Below are 17,713 nucleotides of genomic sequence, written 5' to 3' on the forward strand. Positions count from 1 at the left end.
CTCCTCACGTCTCGGCGTCCGGCGCCCGTCTGGGGCTGGGAACAGGCCGCCACCAATCGCTACACAGCTGAGGTGACCCGGCGGCGACCACCCCGTCATATGGCTGGTCATAAGCCGCCCGACCCCTCACCTGAGCACTCCCGTCAGGCGTCTGCGGGTAGTTGGGGGTACAGGAAGACGTCTACCGGCACCACAAAAGAGCAGAAAGGGCCGGTGGTGGGCGCCGGGCGGGCACGCCGGCGGGTGCCGGGCGGGCGCGCTGGCGGGGCGCCTTGCGGGCACGATGGCGGGCGCTGTGCGGGCACGCTGGCGGGCGCTGTGCGGGTAGTGCGGGGGCACAAAAGGACGGCTGGGGGAGTGTGGTGCCGGATTTCTCGGTCTCCTACTCCGGGAAGTGATCCACTCACCCTCAACTCGCATCCAAATGGGGGCAAAGTGCCCGCAGTTGCGTCCCTGGGACGTCCGCAGTGATCGTGGGCGGCTTTTGTCCAGCCCCGCACGGGCGTCGGACGCTTGGCGGCGAGAAGCGCGTAGCGATCTGACGCGTCTGCCCGCAGCCGCATGCCGGGAGACGTCCGCAGTGATCGTGGGCGGCTTTTGTCCAGCCCCGGACGGGCGTCGGACGCCTGGCCGTGAGAAGCGCGTAGCGATCTGACGCGTCTGCCCGCTGCCGCGTGCCGGGAGACGTGTGCAGTGATCGTGGGCGGCTTATGTCCAGCCCCAGACGGGCGCCGGACGCCTGGCCGTGAGAAGCGCGTAGCGATCTGACGCGTCTGCCCGCAGCCGCGTGCCCGGTAGACGTCTGCAGTGATCGTGGGCGGCTTATGTCCAGCCCCAGACGGCCGCCGGACGCTTGGCGGCGAGAAGCGCGTAGCGATCTGACGCGTCTGCCCGCCTGCCCGACCCCGAGGGCTCTCTGACCGCTGCCCGGTGCGGGCTGGGCCCGCCCGACCCGGAATCTCTTCCATGCGGGCCGTGTGGGTGTCTGCCCTTGCCCGCGCCCCCACCGCTGACCGGGGGCGGTGAGGTGGCTCGGCTGGCCCTGGGGGGACTGGGTCCTGCGTCCCTGATGGCCCTTGCTCCCCTCTCGAACACTGGTGACCGTTCTTTTGGGGGCTTCCCGTCTGTCCTCGAATGTTCCGGGTCGGGCCGGTCGGTCAAGGGTGGAGCGCAGCGACATCGCGAAGCGACGCGACGAAGGAGCGCCCTTGAGGGACCGGCCCGACCCGGAAGACGATGGGACGGACGGGAAACCCCCAGCCCCACCCTGATCCGGAGTAAGCGGCTCCCGACAACCCGAAGCCCCCGCCACCCCCTCTGATGCCGCTCCGCTGGGGTCCTGTCGCCCGAAGCCCCCGCCCCACTTCCCCGCCGCCGAATCAGTGGCTCCCGCCCCACCAAAGCCCCGCCCCACTTCCCCGCCGCCGAATCAGTGGCTCCCGCCCCACCAAAGCCCCGCCCCACTCCCCCGCCGCCGAGTAAGCGGCTCCCGCCGCCCGAAGCCCCCGCCCCCCCGTCCCCGTCCCCGCCCCCGCCCCCGCCCAAGGTCAGCAACCCGCCGTGATCCCGCCCCGCCCCCCGAAGCCCAGCCCCCCCCTCACCCCCCATACAACCCCCCGATCACCCCCGCATACCGCTCCGCCACAACCCCCCGCCGCAGCTTCAGCGTCGGCGTCAACGTCCCCGCCTCGACCGAGAAGTCCTCCGGGAGGACGTGGAAGGCGCGGATGCGGGCCGGGCGGGAGACCGTGGCGTTCGCTTCCGCCACCGCCGCCTCGATCAGGGCGTGGACCGCCGGGGTGTGTGGACGGGACGGGGCCCAGGTCGTGGTCCTCGCGGGCTGCCCAGGCAGTGATCTCCTCCGAGTCCAGGGTGATCAGCGCGACCGGGTGCGGGCGGTGGTCACCGATCATGACGGCGCGGGAGACGTAGCGGGAGCGCTGGATGGCGAACTCGACCTCCGTCGGGGTGAGGTTCTTGCCCGCCGAGGTGATGATCAGTTCCTTCTTGCGGCCCGTGATGCGCAGGAAGCCGTCACCGTCCAGCTCCCCCAGGTCGCCTGTGTGCAGCCAGCCCTCCGCGTCCAGGGCGTCGGCGGTCGCCGCCGCGTTCGCGTGGTAGCCGGGAAACACCATCGGCCCCCGCGCCAGCACCTCCCCGTCCTCCGCGATCCGCACCTCGCAGCCCGCGATCGGGCGGCCCACCGTCCCGTAGCGCACCGCGCCGGGGTGGTTGAGGGATATGACGCCGCCCGACTCCGTCATCCCGTACCCCTCGAACACCTCGATCCCGCACGCCCGCAGGAAGTCCAGGGTCGCCGGGGCGATCGGGGCGCCGCCGGTGAGCGCCCACTTCAGCCGGCCTCCGAACGCGCCCCGGACCAGCGAGTACAGCGACTTCTCGGCCGCCTCGTACTCCCCCCGCCGCTCCTCCGGCAGCCGCCCCTCCGCCTTTAGCAACCCCACCCGTACCGCCTCCTCGAAGCGCTCCCGCCCACCCTCCTGCGACTCCGCGAGCGCGAGCACCACCGAGTGCAGCTTCTCGAACAGCCGTGGCACGGACGGAAGGTGCGTGGGCCGGACCACCGACAGCTCCGCCAGTACGTCCTCGATCCGGCCGCCGAAGTAGCAGAGCTCCCCGCCCTCCAGCAGCGTCGTGAACTGGATCAGCTGGGCCAGCAGGTGCGCGAGCGGCAGGTAGAGGTACGTCGAGTCGCCCGGGCCGCCCTTGACCAGGGGGAGGGTGGCGTCCTGGATCGCGCCGAGGTTCCCGTGGGTGAGACGGCAGCCCTTGGGGAGGCCGGTGGTGCCCGAGGTGTAGACGATCGACGCGTCTGCCTCCGCTCCGACGGCTGCGGTGCGCGCGAGGAGTTCGGGCTCCGGCACCTGCGGCAGGGCCGGCAGCGCGTCCATCGCCACCACCGCCCGCAGCGCGGGCAGTTTCCCCCGCAGCGCCTCGACCCGTACCGTCTGCGCCTCGTCGTCGCAGACCACGGCCACCGCCTCGGAATCCGCCAGCACCCAGGCGAGCTCCTCCTCCCCCGCTGTCGGATACACGGGTACGAGGACCGCGCCCGCCTCAAGCACCCCGAAGTGGGTGTACGTCCACTGCGGCCGGGTCTCGGCCAGTACGGCGACACGCTCGCCCGCGGCCACCCCGAGACCGAGCAGCGCGCGCCCGACGGCCCGTACCTCCGCGCCGAGTTCCGCGTACGTACGGGTCTGCCAGCCGCCGTCCGGCGCCCGGAACCTGAGGGCCGTCTCCGGCCCGTACCGCGCCTCGGTCCACTGGGTGAACTCCGCCAGCGTGCTCGGCCGACCGTCCATCGCATGCCTCCCCGGGGGTTGGTGACCCCCGATGCTAGGCAGCCGGGACGGCCCGGCGGCATGACCGGAAGCGTCACCCCCGCTGACCGCAGCGCTCAACTCCCGCCCATCGCCCGCCCACCTCCAGTCCACCGCCCGCTCGCCTCCCGCCCATCTCCAGCCTGTCTCCCGCCCATCGCCCGCTCTTCGGGGTGCGCGTTCGGTGTGCGTCCAGTGTCCATCCGGTGTTTGCCCCACACGCCACAGGAGATTCATTCCGGCCACAACCAACAACTTCCGGCCAAGCAATGCGTAGGTAAAGCGCCGTCCGATCCGGGAATGCGCAGGTAGGCGTAAGGAACACCGCTGCAGGCCTTACTCGTTGGCCGTTTCGCCAGTGGTCAAGTGATCGCCTTGTAGGTAACGTTCTGGTGTGCCCGGCGCCCCGAAGCAGGGGTACCGAGCACCGCCGGACTTCTCCCTGACCAGGAGCGGCTCGGCAACGACCAAGTAATCGGGGGAAAGAAGTCCAGGGGGGACCCTTTCGGTTTCCACGCCTGTTCAGGTCGCCCACTCGGGCTTCCTCCCCCTTGCGACAACGCAAGGGAATCAAATGAATCGCAACACCCTGCGGATGGCGGCCGTTTCGGTCGTCGCCGCCATCGCCATCGGGGGAGGCGCGGGCCTGGCCCAGGCCTCCACGGCTTCCGTGGCCGCGCCCCCGACGGTTTCGGCCACCCAGCAGGCCGAGGCTCAGCAGGCCGCGCGCGCCCTGCTGGCCAGCCCGCTGGCGGCCGAGCTCTCGTCCGCCGAGCGGACCGAGATGAACAAGATAGTCAACGGCGAGCTCTCCGCTGCCAGCAAGTGGAGCGCCATCCGGGCCGCCTTCAGCAAGGTCGGCGGCTTCGCCAAGGCCATCGCCGGCAAGTACAGCGACTTCAAGAAGTGGTACGACGGCCTGTCCTGGTGGGTGCGTGCGCCTCTCGCAGCCATCTCCCCGGGCCTGACGCTCCTTGAGATCTACAACGCCCTCCACTGATCGAGTGGCGTGGGCCGGGTCCGTCCGGGTCTTCCCGGGCGGCCCCGGCCCGCTACCTGCCAGGCGGAGACACGTAGAGCAGGCAGAGCAGGCAGAGCACGCAGAGACGGAGCGTCCGGGATGACCGACACCAAGTCCGCCCGACCCCGCGCGGCCGGCGAGAGCACGTGGGCACTGCCCCTGCTGACGCTCGTGCCGGCGACGGCGATCAGGCAGTTCACCGACCATTCCACGCCGTGGCTCGTGATTTCCTGGGTGTCCTGCGCCCTGTCCGCCGTATTGCTGGCGGCCGGCTGGGCGACGGTGACCCGGCACGGGATGCGCGGACCCTTCTCCTGGGCCGTCTGCGTTTTCGCGCACGCGGTTTTCGCCGTGCAATTGATATGGCTCGTCCGGAGCTGAGCACGGAGTCGAATCCAAAACTGCGCCCATAACGGCGCCCAAAACGACATCCGAAACCGGATCCGAATTCACGTCACAATTGAGCAAGTCAATCGGGGGAAGAAACCCGTGGGTGACAACCCTTCGGTTTCCACGCCTGTTCAGGTCGCCGGGTGCGGGCTTCCTCCCCCTTGCGATAACGCAGGGAGACCCTACATGAACCACCGCTCCAGCCATTCGGAGCCGGGTGGTGTGCTGGTCGAGGCGGAAGGCCTCGGCCGGTCCTTCGGCACCAAACGGGTTCTGGACGACGTCTCGCTGACCCTCCGGGCCGGCGAAGTGACCGGCTTCGTCGGTGCGAACGGGGCCGGGAAGTCCACCACGATCCAGCTGATGCTGGGCCTGCTGCACGGTGAGGGCCGGACCTCCTACCTCGGCCGCCCGCTGCGCGCCTGGGGCGCGCCCGGCACCGTCGTCGGCGCCGTCCTGGGAGGCGTCGCGGGCCATGCGAAACATCGCGTCCGCACCCACCTGCGGATGGTGGCCGCGGGCTCCGCCGTACCGGACCGACGCGTCGGGGAACTCCTAAACACCGTCGGCCTCACCGAGGCGGCCGGGCTGCGCCTGGACCAGCTGTCGCTCGGCATGTCCCAGCGGGTCGCCATCGCCCAGGCCCTGCTGGGCGATCCGCCCGTGCTCGTCCTCGACGAGCCCGCGAACGGGCTCGACCCCCATTCCATCCGCTGGCTGCGGGAGTTCCTGCGCTCCCAGGCCGACCAGGGCCGGGCGGTCCTCGTCTCCAGTCACTTCCTGGGTGAAATGGAGCAGTTGGCCGACCGGGTGGTGGTGCTGTCGCGCGGCCGCGTGGCGGCCTCCGCGCCGATGGCGGAGCTGCTGGCCCGCGCGGCCGACCGGCGGGTGGTGAGCGTGGAGTCGCCCGACCTGGCGAAGTTGGCCGCGCTCGTCGAGGCGCGGGGCGGCCGCCTCACCCCCACCGGCACCACCGGCACCACCGGTCCCGAGTGCACCACCGGTCCCGAGTGCACCACCGGTCCCGAGGGCGGCGCCTGCGCGCACATCACCGGAGTGGACCGGGTCCTGATCGGCACCCTCGCGGCCGAGAACGCCGTGCCGCTGTACTGGCTGCACGAGGCGGGTCCGTCCCTGGAGGAGTTCTACCTGGGCATCGCGGAAGAGGAGTTCAAGATCTCGTGAGGTCATCAGCACCGGCGGCCCCCGCGGCCGTTCCCCCCGTCGACGGCCGCCTGCCCCGCACCCCCGTGGCCGTCTCGCCCACGGAGGCCTTCCGCAGGGCCTGCCGGTACGAGGGTCGGCATCTGGCGGGCCTGCGCTCGACGTGGATCCTGCTCGGCATCGTGGCGGTGCTGAGCCTGCTGACGGGCATCACCGTGCTGCTCGACCTCGACGAGGACCGGCCGGTCAGCGCCTCCACCATGGCCGATGTGATCGCGTGGACCCCGCTCGCGATGCAGGTTCCGGCCCTGTGTTTCTTCCTCCTCGTCCTGGGCACCGGCCCGGTCTCGACCGACCTGGTGCGCGGGGGCGCCCGTACGACGTGGCTGGCGGTCAACGGCCGGGGCACGGCCTACGCCGCGAAGTGCCTGGTCGGCTTCCTGGTGGCGGCCGCGACGGCGGCGGGCAGCGCCCTGCTCGGGGCCCTCTCCTCCTCGGCCGTCCTGGCCGCGGGCGGCGCCCCGCAGCCCGCCTGGGGCGGGGTGGTGGTACCGGTGCTGCGCTTCACGCTGTGGATGGGCTGCTGGGCGCTGTTCTGTCTGGCGCTGGTGTCCCTGGTGCGCAGCCGGATCATCCCGGTGCTGGTCCTGTGCATGTGGCCGCTGATCGTCGAGCGGCTGGCGGGCGGGGCGCTCGGCTACCTGCCGGGACTGGACGGGGTGGGCGACTGGATGCCGTTCGCGGCCGGCCGGGCGATGCTGACCGATGTCTCCGCCTACCCGGCCGACGACCGGCCGTTCGCACAGGCGCTGGTCGGGTCCCATCTGTCCTCGGGTACCGCCACGGCGGTGTTCTGCCTGTACACCGCCGTGATCGCGGCGGCCGGGTGCTGGGCGTACTGCCGCCGGGACGCCAGGACCGGCTGATCCTGCCTCACCCCGAGCCGCCGCTTCCGTATCGCCCGGCGGCGCGGGGAGTTACCGTCGGTCCCATGGGGAGGCGGACGATCACCGTGCACCATGTGCGTGCCGTGCTCGCGGGGGCCCGCGGCAGCGGCATCGACACCGTGCCGCTGCTCCAGGAGGCGCAGATCCCGCCGCTGCTGCTGGGCGACGACCGGGCGCGGATCACGCCCGCGCAGTTCGCCCGCTTGTTCCGGGCGCTGTACCGCACCACGCAGGACGAGTTCCTCGGCCTGAGCGCGGTCCCGAGCCGCCCCGGGACCTTCGCGATGATGTGCTACGCCTCGCTCGGCTGCCGGGATCTGGGCGCGGCCATGGCGCGGGCGGCCGCGTTCTACGGGCTGTTCCCCGGCGGGCCGGAGCTGGCGCTCGAAGTCGAGGGCGCCGAAGCCCGGTTCACCGTGCGCAACGACTTCGCCCGGGACGAGGAGCGCTTCCTCACCGAGTGCGTGCTCGCCATCTGGCACCGGCTGAGCAGCTGGCTGGTGGGCCGGCGCATCCCGCTCGCGTACGCCGCCTTCTGCTATCCGCCGCCGCCGCACAAGGACGAGTACGAGGTCCTGTTCGACTGCCCGGTCCGCTTCGGGGCCGGGCGTACGGGCGCCGCCTTCGACGCGCACTGGCTGACCGCGCCGCTCGTACGGGACGAGCCCGCGCTCGACGCGATGCTGCGCCGGGCCCCCTTCGACCTGCTGTCGCGGCCGGAGTACGGGACCACGGTCGCGGAGCAGGTGCGCCGGGCCCTCACCCAGCAACTGCGCGTCTCGCCGCGGCTGCCCGAGCTGGGAGAGGTCGCGGCGCGGCTCGCGGTGTCCCCGGCGACGCTGCGGCGGCGGCTCCAGCAGGAGGGGACGTCCTTCCAGCAGCTGAAGGACCACGTGCGGCGGGACGCGGCGATCGCGGGCCTGGCGGAGAGCGGTGAGCCGATCGCGGAACTCGCGGCGCGGCTGGGCTTCTCGGAGGACACCGCGTTTCACCGGGCGTTCCGGCGGTGGACGGGCACCACGCCGGGCGCGTACCGGATCGCGTCGGGCGGGTAGCGGACCCTTACCCTGCGGGGCAAGGCCGCCGGGATCGCCGCCTGCGGGGCAAGGCCACCGGGATCGCCGCCTGCGGCCCGACCGCGCGAGCCCCCGGGCTCCGCCCGTACCCTGCCGGGCCAGGCCGCCCCGGTCCCCACCTGCGACACCGCCGCGCAAGCGCCCCCGCGCTCAAACGTTGGGGGGCTGAATTCGGTCGGCGTACGCCTGCATGTGGCGGCCGTAAGCCGCGCAATGCCCTGCCAGGCGATCTGGGTGCCACGCAGGGGCAATTCCAGCCCCGCCGGCGTTTGAGGCGACCCCCAAGCCCCGCCGGCGTTTGAGGCGCGAGAGCCCGGGGGCGGAGCCCCCGCAACGGCGCCGCACCCTTGTCCACCGCGGGCCGACTGCCGCGTACCGGCAACTCCAGCCCCGCCGGCGTGTGAGGCGACCCCCAATGCCCCGCCGGCGATTGAGGCGGCAAGACCCGGCAACAATCAGCGGCGGCGCGTGAAAAGGGCGGCCAGCGCCGACAGCGGCAGGCCCGCCAAGCCCAGCGCGGCGAGCGCAAGGGTGCCCAGGTGCAGGGCGGTCTCCCAGGTCTCCGGCCTGCCGTAGGCCCGGTCGCCCAGCACCCGCGCCTCGCCCTCGAAGGCGAGCTTGCCGCCGCCGTCGCGCGTGATCTGGTCGGCGTACGCGTACAGCGTCCCGGTGTGCGCGACCCCGCGGGCCGTCCACCGCGTGCCCTCGCACTTGGCGGTGGCCCGGCTCCCGCCCCCGCCCCCACTCCCGTCCCCGCCCCCGCCGCCACCCCGGACGAAGCTCTCCGTCCCGCAACGTGACGGCAGTTCGACGGTCGTGGCCGTGCCGAAGGCGTACGCGGCGCCCCACCCCGCGGGCTTCTGGGAGGCGCTGCCGACGTAGAAGAAGAGGCCGAGGGCCAGCCCTGCGAGGACGAGGCTGAGCGTCGCCCGCTGCTTGAACTTCTCCCCGCGTGCGGCCACGGAATCCCCCAAGGCGGTTGTGTGCACGTCAAATCGACAGATTCGGGCCACCGGGATGGCCGATTCCCGCCCCTGCGTGTCGCGCGTTTGTACAGCACCCGCGTCCCACCCGACAAGGCCTGCGATTCCCGGCCAGGAAAGCTGAGCTGCGCGGTCAGCGACCTTCTGACCGGTCGGTCACTACCTTCACCTCACCTGCCCCCACACGGACCGTCCTTGGGAGAGCCGCCCATGCGCATCCGCAGCACCGCCCTCGCCGCCGTGGCCGCCCTGGCCGTCTCGGCCTGGATCCCCGCCACCGCCGCCCGGGCCGAAGAAGCCGCCACCCGCCCCGGCGACCTCGTCAGCAGCGCCCCCTCCGCCTTCCACCCGCTGCCCGGCCAGCCCACCAACACCAAGGCCTGGAAGATCCACTACCGCTCCACCACCGCCGACGGCGCGCCGAACACCGTTTCCGGCACGGTCGTCGTCCCGCAGGACGGCCGCACCGGCCCGCGCCCGCTCATCACGTACGCCGTCGGCACCGTCGGCATGGGCGACTCCTGCGCGCCGAGCAACAACCTCCCGTACGGCACCGCCATGGAGGCCAACCTCATCCAGCAGCTCACCCTGCGCGGCTGGGCGGTGGTCGTCACCGACTACGAGGGCCTCGGCACCCCGGGCGTGCACACCTACACGGTGGGCCCCTCCGCCGGGCACGCCGTCCTCGACGCGGCCCGTGCCGCCCAGCGCCTGCCCGAGGCGGGCCTGTCCGTCAGCGGACCGGTCGGCATCATGGGCTACTCCCAGGGCGGCCAGGCCAGCAGCTGGGCCGCCGAGCTGCAGGGCTCGTACGCCCCCGAGCTGCAGGTGAAGGGCACGGCGACCGGCGGAGTCCCCGGCGACCTGCTGGAGGTGGCCGAGTTCAACAACGGCTCCTACGGTTCCGGGCTCATCTTCATGGCGGCGGCCGGACAGGACGCGGCCTTCCCCGAACTGCGGCTGGACTCCTACCTCAACCCGGCGGGCAAGCTGCTGGTCGCCGGAATGAAGGAGAACTGCGTGGCGATCGACTCGATCGCCGGCTCCTTCAAGCGGATCTCCGACCTCACCACGCGCGATCCGCTCGCCCAGCCGGACTGGCAGGCCCGCCTGAACCAGAGCAGGCTCGGGCGGACCGCCCCGGCCGCGCCGGTGTACCAGTACCACGCGCTCGCCGACGAGTTGATCCCGTACGGGGTGGGCCGCCGGCTGCGCTCCGACTGGTGCGCGAAGGGCGCGAACGTCGAGTTCGACACCATCTGGGTCGGTGAGCACGTCAGCGGCGTGATCACCCACTCCCTGGCGGCCGGCAACTGGCTCGCGGACCGCTTCGCCGGACGGGCGACCCACGCCAACTGCTAGGCACTGTCCGGGCGTCAACCCTGCCCGGCCCTGGGCCCGGGCCCTCCGGACCTGACCCTGTCCCCCCTGCCCCGCCGGTCACTCTCCGGCGGGGCAGGACCGCGTCCCGGAGGGCAGCCGGCCATCGAGCAGGAAGCGGTCCGCGTACTCCCGCACGCAGGCCGAGGTGGCGTAGCCGGTGTGCCCGTCGCCCTTGTGGTCCAGGACCACCGCCGAGCCCAGCCGCTCCGCCGTCTCCTCCGTCCACTCGTACGGGGTCGCCGGGTCCCCGCGGGTGCCTACCAGCAGCATCCGCGGCGCGCCCGGGCGGTCGATCTTACGGATGAAGTCGGTGCCCGCGGGGCGCCCGTAGCAGGAGAGCACCGTCATCAGCTGGCGCGGCCCGAAGACCTTGGAGGCCTTGAGGAACTCGGCCTTCAGACCACCCAATTCCCTTTGTATGGCTGCCGGGCTGGCCGTGTCGTTCGACCGGTCCGGGTCGTCCGCGCAGGTCACGGCGGCGAGGGCGGCCTCGGCGTTGTCCGCGGGCACCGTCCCGGGCCCGTCGTCCCGCTCCTCGTCCTCGGGGAGTTCGGCGGGGTCCGTCGGCCCGCCGAGCTGGAGCAGCCCCACCGGGTCGCGGTTCCGCTCGGCCATCGCCAGCGCGTCGGCGAGGGCGGGCCACGTCTGCCGCGAGTACAGGGCGGAGGCGATGGAGCCGACGGCGTCCTGCCCGGTCACGTACGAGCCGTCGTGGCCGACCAGCGGTTCCTGGTCGAGCCGCGTCACCAGCGCGTCGACCTTCTCCCTGGCGGAGCGGGTGTTGCTCCCGTAGACGCAGCCCTCCCTGTGGGCGCACCAGGACAGGAAGTGGTCCAGGGCCCGCTGCTGACCGCGCGCGGTCATGAGGGCCTGTTCCGCAAGTGGTTCCGTCAGGGTGTCGACGCCGTCGAGGACCATGCGGCCGGTGTTCCCCGGGAACTGCGCGGCGTACACGGCGCCGAGCCGGGTCCCGTAGGAGAAGCCGAGGTAGTTGAGCTTGCGGTCGCCCAGCACCTGGCGCATCACGTCCATGTCGCGCGAGACGTTGACGGTCCCGATGTACGGGAGGACCGGGCCGGAGGCGAGTTCGCAGCGCCGCACCACGGCGCGCAGGGCGGCCAGCTGCGCGGCGGCGTCGCCCGCGACCTCGTCGCCGGTCTGCTGGGAGCCGGCGCAGGAGACGGGCTCGCTGTGGCCCACGCCGCGGGGGTCGAAGGCGACGAGGTCGTAGCGCTCGTTGAGGTCGGCGAGGGACGTGGGGTCGGCGGCCAGGCCGGCGATGCCCGGGCCGCCCGGGCCGCCGTAGTTCAGCAGGAGCGAGCCGAGGCGCTCCTTGGGAGCGGAGGCCGGTATCCGGGCCAGGGCGATCTCGACCGTGCCCTTGGCGGGGGCGGCGTAGTCCAGCGGAACCCGGACGGTCCCGCACCGCATCCCGGCGGGCACGGGCTTCTCGGGGCAGTCCCCCCACCGGATGCGCTGCCCGTGGAAACGTTCCAGCGGGTCGCCGACGGCGGCCGTGGGGGCCGGGGCGACCCCGAGGCCGGCCACCAGCAGCACGCAGGCGGCGGTACGCGAGCGGGGGCGCCGACGGTACCGGAGGCTGTGGCGGGGGCTGGGGCTGGGGCTGGGACTGGGGCTGGGACTGGGGCTGGGACTCGGATGCACTGCACCCTCCTCGGGCGGCCCCCCGGACCAGTCTGCCCACCATAAGCGCCTGCCCGGGCCCCCGCCTGCCCAGTCCCGTCCCGGCTCACGTCAGGCGGCGGAGCCCTGCGGGCGGCTCCCCCTCCCGGCGGGGCTGTTTTTGGCCCGTCCGGCGTTTTGAGGACCGGTTCCGGGCAGAGCCCGGGGAACGGTGGAAGGGCGGGGCGGGAGACGGCCACGCGCAGCGGCAGCCCGGCCCGCGGCGGGTCGGACCCGGGCAGCGGCAGCCCGGCCCGCGGCGCAGCCCACCGCACCGGGGGTCACCGGTCGCGCGGCCCCCGGTACAGCTCCTCGATCCGGTCCCGGTAGTCGCGGGCGATCGCGCCCCGCTTGAGTTTCATCGAGGGCGTCAGGTGCCCGCGCGCCTCCGTGAAGTCGCCCGGAAGGACGGCGAAGCGGCGGATCGACTCGGCGCGCGACACCAGCTGGTTTGCCTCGTCGACCGCCCGCTGGAGGTCCGCCAGCAGTGCCTCGTCCCGCACCAGCTCATAGATCGGCACGCCCAGCTTCTTGTGCATCTGCCGCCAGTGCAGCAGCCCGTCCGGTTCCAGGGTGATCAGGGCGGTGACGTACGGCCGGTTGTCGCCGACCACCATGCACTGCCCGACCAGCGGGTGGGCCCGCAGCCAGTCCTCCAGGGGCGCGGGGGCCACGTTCTTGCCGCCGGAGGTGATGATCAGGTCCTTCTTGCGGCCGGTGATGGTGAGGTAGCCGTCGGCGTCGAGTTCGCCGATGTCGCCCGTCGCCAGCCAGCTGCCGGCCGGCAGGCCCTGCCCGCTGTTCCAGTACCCCGCGAAGACGTGGCGGCCGCCGAGCAGCACCTCGCCGTCGTCCGCGATCCGTACGCCCGTGCCCGGCAGCGGCCAGCCGACCGTGCCCGGTCTCGGCCGCTGCGGCGGGGTGACGGTGCTCGCGCCGGTCGTCTCCGTCAGTCCGTAGCCCTCGAAGACCTCGATGCCGGCGCCGGTGTAGAACGCGGCGAGCCGTCGGCCCAGGGGGGAGCCGCCGCTCAGGATGTAGCGGACGCGGCCGCCGAGCGCGGCCCGGATCCGCCGGTAGACGAGCGGGTCGTACAGGGCGCGCGCGGCGCGCAGCCCGAGCCCCGGGGCCTTGCCGCCGACCAGCTCCCCGCAGCGCTGCGCGATCCGCGCCGCCCGGTCGAACGACGACGCCCGGCCCATCTTCTCGGCGGTGGCGCGGGCGGTGTTGTAGACCTTCTCCAGGACGTACGGGATCGCGAGGAGGAAGGTCGGCCGGAATCCGGCGAGGTCGGCGAGGAGGTCCTCGGTGCTGATGCTGGGCGCGTGCCCGAGCTTCACCCGGGCCCGCAGGCAGCCCACGGCGACCATCCGCCCGAAGACGTGGGACAGCGGCAGGAAGAGGAGGGTGGAGGCCGGGTCCTTGCTGACGGACTTGAAGACGGGGTGCAGCAGCTCGACCGCGTTGTCCACCTCGGCGAAGAAGTTGCCGTGCGTGATCACGCAGCCCTTGGGCTGCCCGGTCGTGCCGGACGTGTAGATGAGGGTCGCGACGGAGTCCGGCGTACGGGCGGCCCGGCGCGCGTGCACCACCGCGTCGGGCAGCCGCTCCCCGGCCTTGACCAGCCGGGCGATCGCGCCGGTGTCGAACTCCCACAGGTGCGCCAGCCAGGGCAGGTTGGCCCGCTCGGCGCTGATGATCCGCGCCTGCGCGGTGTCCTCGACGGCGCAGGCCACGGCGCCGGAGTCGTGGAGGATCCAGCGGGCCTGGAGGGCGGAGGAGGTCGGATAGACGGGTACGGTGACCAGCCCGGCGGCCCATCCCGCGAAGTCGAGCAGGGTCCACTCGTAGGTCGTACGGGCCATGATGGCGAGCCGGTCGCCCTCGCGCAGCCCTTCGGCGATGAGGCCCTTGGCCACGGCGAGCACCTCGGCGGCGAACTCGGCGGCCGTGACGTCACGCCAGGTCCCGTCCCGGTCCTTGCGCGCCAGGACCGCCTCGCGGGGGGCCTCCCGGGCGTTGTCGAAGGGGACGTCCCCGAGCGAGCCCCGCTGCGGAACGGGCGCGAGCGCGGGCACTCGCACCTCGCGCACCACCCCGTCGACCACTGTCTTGACGGGCTCGACGGCTCTGACCAGCCTCAGCTCGGCTTCCACGGCGCACTCTCCTCGGTTCGGCACGAGCGTTACCGCCGGTAATCTACGGACCCGTATCTTCGTCCGACACCCCCTGAACCCCTTCTTCACCCACGCTCCACGCCACGCCCGCATGCCGCCGCCCTGCTAATTCGCCGGCCAGCACCGACAGCGGAGGAAAGCTCACGGGGTGACGTACAACCGGGCCCACCATCGCCCTTCCCGAGAACCAGGTCCCCGAGCCCCCGTCGCGGCGGCTGACCTGGGAGGAAATCGATCCTGCGCAGCACGCGTTCGCGTGGGACAAGGACGAGGAGCGTCTGGTCCGCGCCCTCATCGACGCCGCCGTGTCGGCAGCCGTCGGCGGCCGATTCGAGAGGGGGACCGGAACCGGGAGGGAGCTGATCGACTCCGTCGGGGAAGACCTGGCCGTCACCCTCACCAGCCACTTCCCCTACCGGGACCACCCCGAGTACGGCGACCTGGAGCGGGTCCATGACCACACCTGACGGCGGCGCGGGACGGCCGCGGCCCCGTTCGGGCGACGCCTACGCCAAGGGGGGGCCGCGAACGGTAGGTACCGCTTGACCCCGCGCACCGCGGCGGACTTCGCCCGCTGTCTGCGCGACAGCGAGGAGGCGGGTGTGCCCCTGGCGCCCCCGGCGGCCAGTACCTACCTGGACGTGGCGTTCTTCCACCGCCCGTCCCCGAACAGAGCTGGACCTGCAGCTGCTGCCCGACGCCCCGGGCGCGGATTTCTGGAGAGGGTCCGGGCGCCGGGCGGGCCTCGCCGCCGGGGCGGCGGGGATGCGGGCCGGGATCTCTGTCCTGAGGCGGTAGGCGATGAGGGCCGCCGGATGGCGGAGATCGGCGGGAAGGTTCGCGGCCAGGATGTGGCGTACGGCCTCGGGCTCGGCACCGCGGTCCAGCCAGGCCTGCACACCCGGCGCGAGTTGCTTCACGGCCTTTTCCGGGAGCAGCAACCGGGGATCGTCGGCGCGCAGCCGCGCGAGCAGGTCGAAGGCCTCCTGTCGGGCTCGGGCGGTGGGAAGGTCACGCGATCCGGACCTCGCCCTCCGGGAACCGGTCCGCAAGCCTCTTGATGCCGACCTTCGCACCGGCCGGAAGCGACTGGATGTGGAGCGTCAGCCCGATCGCGACCAGCGACAGCGAGCGGTGCTGCGCAAGGTGGTTGCCGACAACCGTCCGACTCTGGGAGACCGCTTCCTTCCCGCACGAACATCGCCACCCTCACCGACCACACCAGTGATGTGGCTTCGGCGGCCTTCAGCCCCGACGGCACAACCCTCGCCAGCGGAAGCAACGACTCCACCATCCGGCTCTGGAGACTCTCCTGACGGCGCCGATGCCGTTTTCCCCGTATTAGCATGCACATGATCCATCATTTCCGGGTCAAGTCAGGGGGAACCACGTGTCGTTCGATACTGAATGGGCTCAGCACAAGGCTGTCGCCCTGGCCGGGCGGCAGTCGCCCGCAATGCGGCTCAACCAGGCGGCGCCCGAGGCGGGCGGCAGCCCGGCCGGCAGCCTGCTGGCCGGGGTCGGGTCCATCAACGGCAACGCCAACCTCCTCATCGAGATCGCCGCGCTCCTGCACGAGGGCCGCCCGGACGGCGACGCGAGCACGATGGCCCGCGCACCCCGGGCGCACACGGACGTCGCGGCCCAAACCCTCCGCTTCGCACAGTTCGCCGACGACCAGTTCAAGGACACGATCGCCCTGTTCGCCGGCCTCGCCACCCGCCTCAAGACCACCGGCACCAGCTTCGCCCACGTGGACCACGGCACCGCCGCGTCCTTCCTCAGCCGCATCGTCGACGAGGGCACGTACGTGAAGCCGGAGGCCAAGTGAGCAGCTTGAGTTACCACAAGGACGTCCAGTTCCTGGAGGAGTGCAGTCCGCCGCTCGTCGAGCGCAACGCGGCGGAGTTCCGCCGGCTGCGCGATCTCCTCGTCCAGGTCGGGGAACCCGCCCGGCGCGCGGAGACCGGTACGCAGTGGCAGAGCGACGGCAGCCACACCTACACCGGCCGCCTCGCCGAGGCCCGGCAGTTGGTGACCCACATGGCCGAGGGCTACGACAAGGCGGCCAGTGCCCTGAACGCGTACGCCGTGGCCCTCACCACGGCCAAGTCCCACTACGGCAACGGCAAGCGCTCGGAGCGGGCGCTCGCCGCGCTGATCGGCACGAAGGGCACCGCGATCACCCGCACGGCGCAGGAGGCGGAGCCGATGCAGCAGTGGGAGGACATGCGGGCCACGACCGGGTTCCTCGACGGCCTGGCAGAGCTCACGATGGACGTGGACGACATCCGGGACGAGGCGAATCGGCTCCACGACGCCGCAGGCGGTGACTTCCACCTGGCCAAGACGGTCGAGCAGGAGGCGCGCAGCACCTGCGTGCACGCGCTGAAGCAGGCGTACGAGCTGTTGCCGGAGTTCAAGCTCAAGGGCGGCGGCAGCCGGCCCGACCTGTACGCGGCGATGGCGGACATCCGCCGGGAGGCGGCGGAGGCCCGCACCAGCCCGCTGACCCACCTGCCGGGCAGCGGTCCGAAGCGGGAGATGTCCGGGCCGGTCGGCCCGGACACCCTGATCTCACCGCAGCTGCAGGACATCCGGATGCGGGTGGCAGGACTGCCCGATGCGGCCGACACCTACTGGATGCCGAACTTCACCGACGGCATGCGTGCCGACTGGATCTCCCAGAACAAGGAGATCCTGCGGGCGGCGGCCGCGCACGCGGGGCTGCCCGAGGACCTCGTCGCGGGTGTGGCCTGGCAGGAGGTCGGGGGCTTCCAGCCCGGCTTCGCCGACGACCTGACGGGGGCGCTTCGCGAACAGGCCGAGGCGCCGTGGGGGTTGAGCCCCATCGCCGCGAAGAACCTCCCGGACCGGCTCGGCGGCGCGTCGGACGAGACCTCGTACGGCCCCATCGCCATCCAGCTGCGGCGCGGTGCCGAAGTGCTGGGCTACGACCCCCAGCACCTCACCGAGCAGCAGCGCGGCCTGGTGGAACAGGCACTCCAGGACCCGAAGCAGAATGCCTTCATCGCCGGGGCCTACCTGGCACAGATCAAGGCGGAGACGAGCTTCGCCGACGTCCCGGCGGACCAGTTGACCGAGGCCCAGAAGCGGGAGATCGCCGCACGCTACAACGGCGGACCCTACTGGGACCTCGGCAAGGCTCAGGGATATGGTGACCGGTTCGTCGACGACCTGGGCCGAGTGAAGGAAGCCATGCGATGACGCACCGGCGCGAGAACATCGACCTGCCCGAGGACCGGGGCTGCCTGCAGTGGGTGCTGGGCGTTCCGCTCGTTCTCCTCTACCTGCCGGCTGCGTACTTCTGTTTCCTCACGCTGTTCGGGCAGGTGGAGCCGGGCGACGACCGTGCGCGCGAGGACGTCCGCTTCATGGCCGACGTGTCGGTCGTCCTGTGTCTTCTGGGGCTGCTGATCACCATCACCCCGGTGTTCCGCCGGACCCTGGGCCGGTGGTGGTTCGCCACGCCGTTCCTGCTCGCGGCGGTCGCGTACCTCCGCGCGCAGACGGTCTGACGCCGG

Annotated in this window: 15 protein-coding genes and 1 pseudogene; 11 read left to right on the forward strand and 5 right to left on the reverse strand. The window is 72.4% G+C overall.

The features are described 5' to 3' along the window. Positions 1–1,547: 1,547 nt before the first annotated feature. Entirely contained in the window at positions 1,548–3,326 is a 1,779-nt protein-coding gene (locus tag AB0D48_RS26280) for an AMP-dependent synthetase/ligase (protein ID WP_362401745.1), read from the reverse strand. Between the two features lie 592 nt (positions 3,327–3,918). Between AB0D48_RS26280 and AB0D48_RS26285 the strand changes: the two genes are divergently transcribed. From AB0D48_RS26285 to AB0D48_RS26305, 5 genes are all read left to right on the forward strand, one after another. Continuing rightward, complete coding sequence (locus AB0D48_RS26285) at positions 3,919–4,344, forward strand: hypothetical protein (protein ID WP_362401748.1); 426 nt, start codon at positions 3,919–3,921, stop codon at positions 4,342–4,344. 120 nt (positions 4,345–4,464) lie between these two features. Next, complete coding sequence (locus AB0D48_RS26290) at positions 4,465–4,746, forward strand: hypothetical protein (RefSeq protein WP_362401750.1); 282 nt, start codon at positions 4,465–4,467, stop codon at positions 4,744–4,746. Between the two features lie 195 nt (positions 4,747–4,941). Next, positions 4,942–5,940 (forward strand): ATP-binding cassette domain-containing protein, encoded by a 999-nt coding sequence (locus AB0D48_RS26295; RefSeq protein ID WP_362401753.1) that lies wholly within the window; start codon positions 4,942–4,944, stop codon positions 5,938–5,940. Next, complete coding sequence (locus tag AB0D48_RS26300; protein WP_362401756.1) at positions 5,937–6,845, forward strand: hypothetical protein; 909 nt, start codon at positions 5,937–5,939, stop codon at positions 6,843–6,845. Before AB0D48_RS26295 ends, AB0D48_RS26300 begins: the two co-directional genes overlap by 4 nt. 65 nt (positions 6,846–6,910) lie before the next feature. Beyond that, entirely contained in the window at positions 6,911–7,921 is a 1,011-nt protein-coding gene (locus tag AB0D48_RS26305; RefSeq protein ID WP_362401759.1) for an AraC family transcriptional regulator, read from the forward strand. Between the two features lie 476 nt (positions 7,922–8,397). Here the strand turns inward: AB0D48_RS26305 and AB0D48_RS26310 are convergent, their stop codons facing one another. After that, positions 8,398–8,916: a hypothetical protein gene (locus AB0D48_RS26310; RefSeq protein WP_362401762.1), complete on the reverse strand. Its 519-nt coding sequence runs from the start codon at positions 8,914–8,916 to the stop codon at positions 8,398–8,400. Positions 8,917–9,135: 219 nt separating this feature from the next. On the opposite strand from AB0D48_RS26310, the gene AB0D48_RS26315 reads away from it, so the two are divergent. Then, a complete protein-coding gene (locus AB0D48_RS26315; RefSeq protein ID WP_362401765.1) occupies positions 9,136–10,287 on the forward strand; it encodes a lipase family protein in 1,152 nt (383 codons plus the stop codon). A 78-nt stretch (positions 10,288–10,365) separates the two neighbouring features. On the opposite strand, the gene AB0D48_RS26320 is transcribed toward AB0D48_RS26315, so the two are convergent. Further along, on the reverse strand, positions 10,366–11,865 hold the full coding sequence (locus AB0D48_RS26320) for an alpha/beta hydrolase (RefSeq protein WP_362401768.1): 1,500 nt from the start codon (positions 11,863–11,865) through the stop codon (positions 10,366–10,368). A 407-nt stretch (positions 11,866–12,272) separates the two neighbouring features. Next, positions 12,273–14,147, reverse strand: coding sequence for a long-chain fatty acid--CoA ligase (locus AB0D48_RS26325; RefSeq protein WP_362401771.1), 1,875 nt, complete (start codon positions 14,145–14,147; stop codon positions 12,273–12,275). A 326-nt stretch (positions 14,148–14,473) separates the two neighbouring features. Here AB0D48_RS26325 and AB0D48_RS26330 point away from each other — a divergent pair, with 326 nt between their 5' ends. Then, a complete protein-coding gene (locus tag AB0D48_RS26330) occupies positions 14,474–14,635 on the forward strand; it encodes a hypothetical protein (protein WP_362401774.1) in 162 nt (53 codons plus the stop codon). Between the two features lie 321 nt (positions 14,636–14,956). On the opposite strand, the pseudogene AB0D48_RS26335 reads toward AB0D48_RS26330, so the two are convergent. After that, positions 14,957–15,296 (reverse strand): annotated as a pseudogene (locus AB0D48_RS26335) (helix-turn-helix domain-containing protein); the annotation flags it as partial. Positions 15,297–15,367: 71 nt separating this feature from the next. On the opposite strand from AB0D48_RS26335, the gene AB0D48_RS26340 reads away from it, so the two are divergent. The 4 genes from AB0D48_RS26340 (at position 15,368) to AB0D48_RS26355 (ending at position 17,707) form a co-directional block, all read left to right on the forward strand. Further along, positions 15,368–15,484: a hypothetical protein gene (locus tag AB0D48_RS26340; RefSeq protein WP_362401983.1), complete on the forward strand. Its 117-nt coding sequence runs from the start codon at positions 15,368–15,370 to the stop codon at positions 15,482–15,484. 74 nt (positions 15,485–15,558) lie between these two features. Beyond that, entirely contained in the window at positions 15,559–15,999 is a 441-nt protein-coding gene (locus tag AB0D48_RS26345) for a hypothetical protein (protein WP_362401777.1), read from the forward strand. Then, positions 15,996–17,396, forward strand: a complete 1,401-nt coding sequence (locus AB0D48_RS26350) for a hypothetical protein (protein ID WP_362401780.1) — start codon at positions 15,996–15,998, stop codon at positions 17,394–17,396. Before AB0D48_RS26345 ends, AB0D48_RS26350 begins: the two co-directional genes overlap by 4 nt. Beyond that, entirely contained in the window at positions 17,393–17,707 is a 315-nt protein-coding gene (locus AB0D48_RS26355) for a hypothetical protein (RefSeq protein ID WP_362401783.1), read from the forward strand. Before AB0D48_RS26350 ends, AB0D48_RS26355 begins: the two co-directional genes overlap by 4 nt. Positions 17,708–17,713: the final 6 nt, after the last annotated feature.

Source organism: Streptomyces sp. NPDC048269 (assembly GCF_040652395.1).
GTDB lineage: Bacteria > Actinomycetota > Actinomycetes > Streptomycetales > Streptomycetaceae > Streptomyces.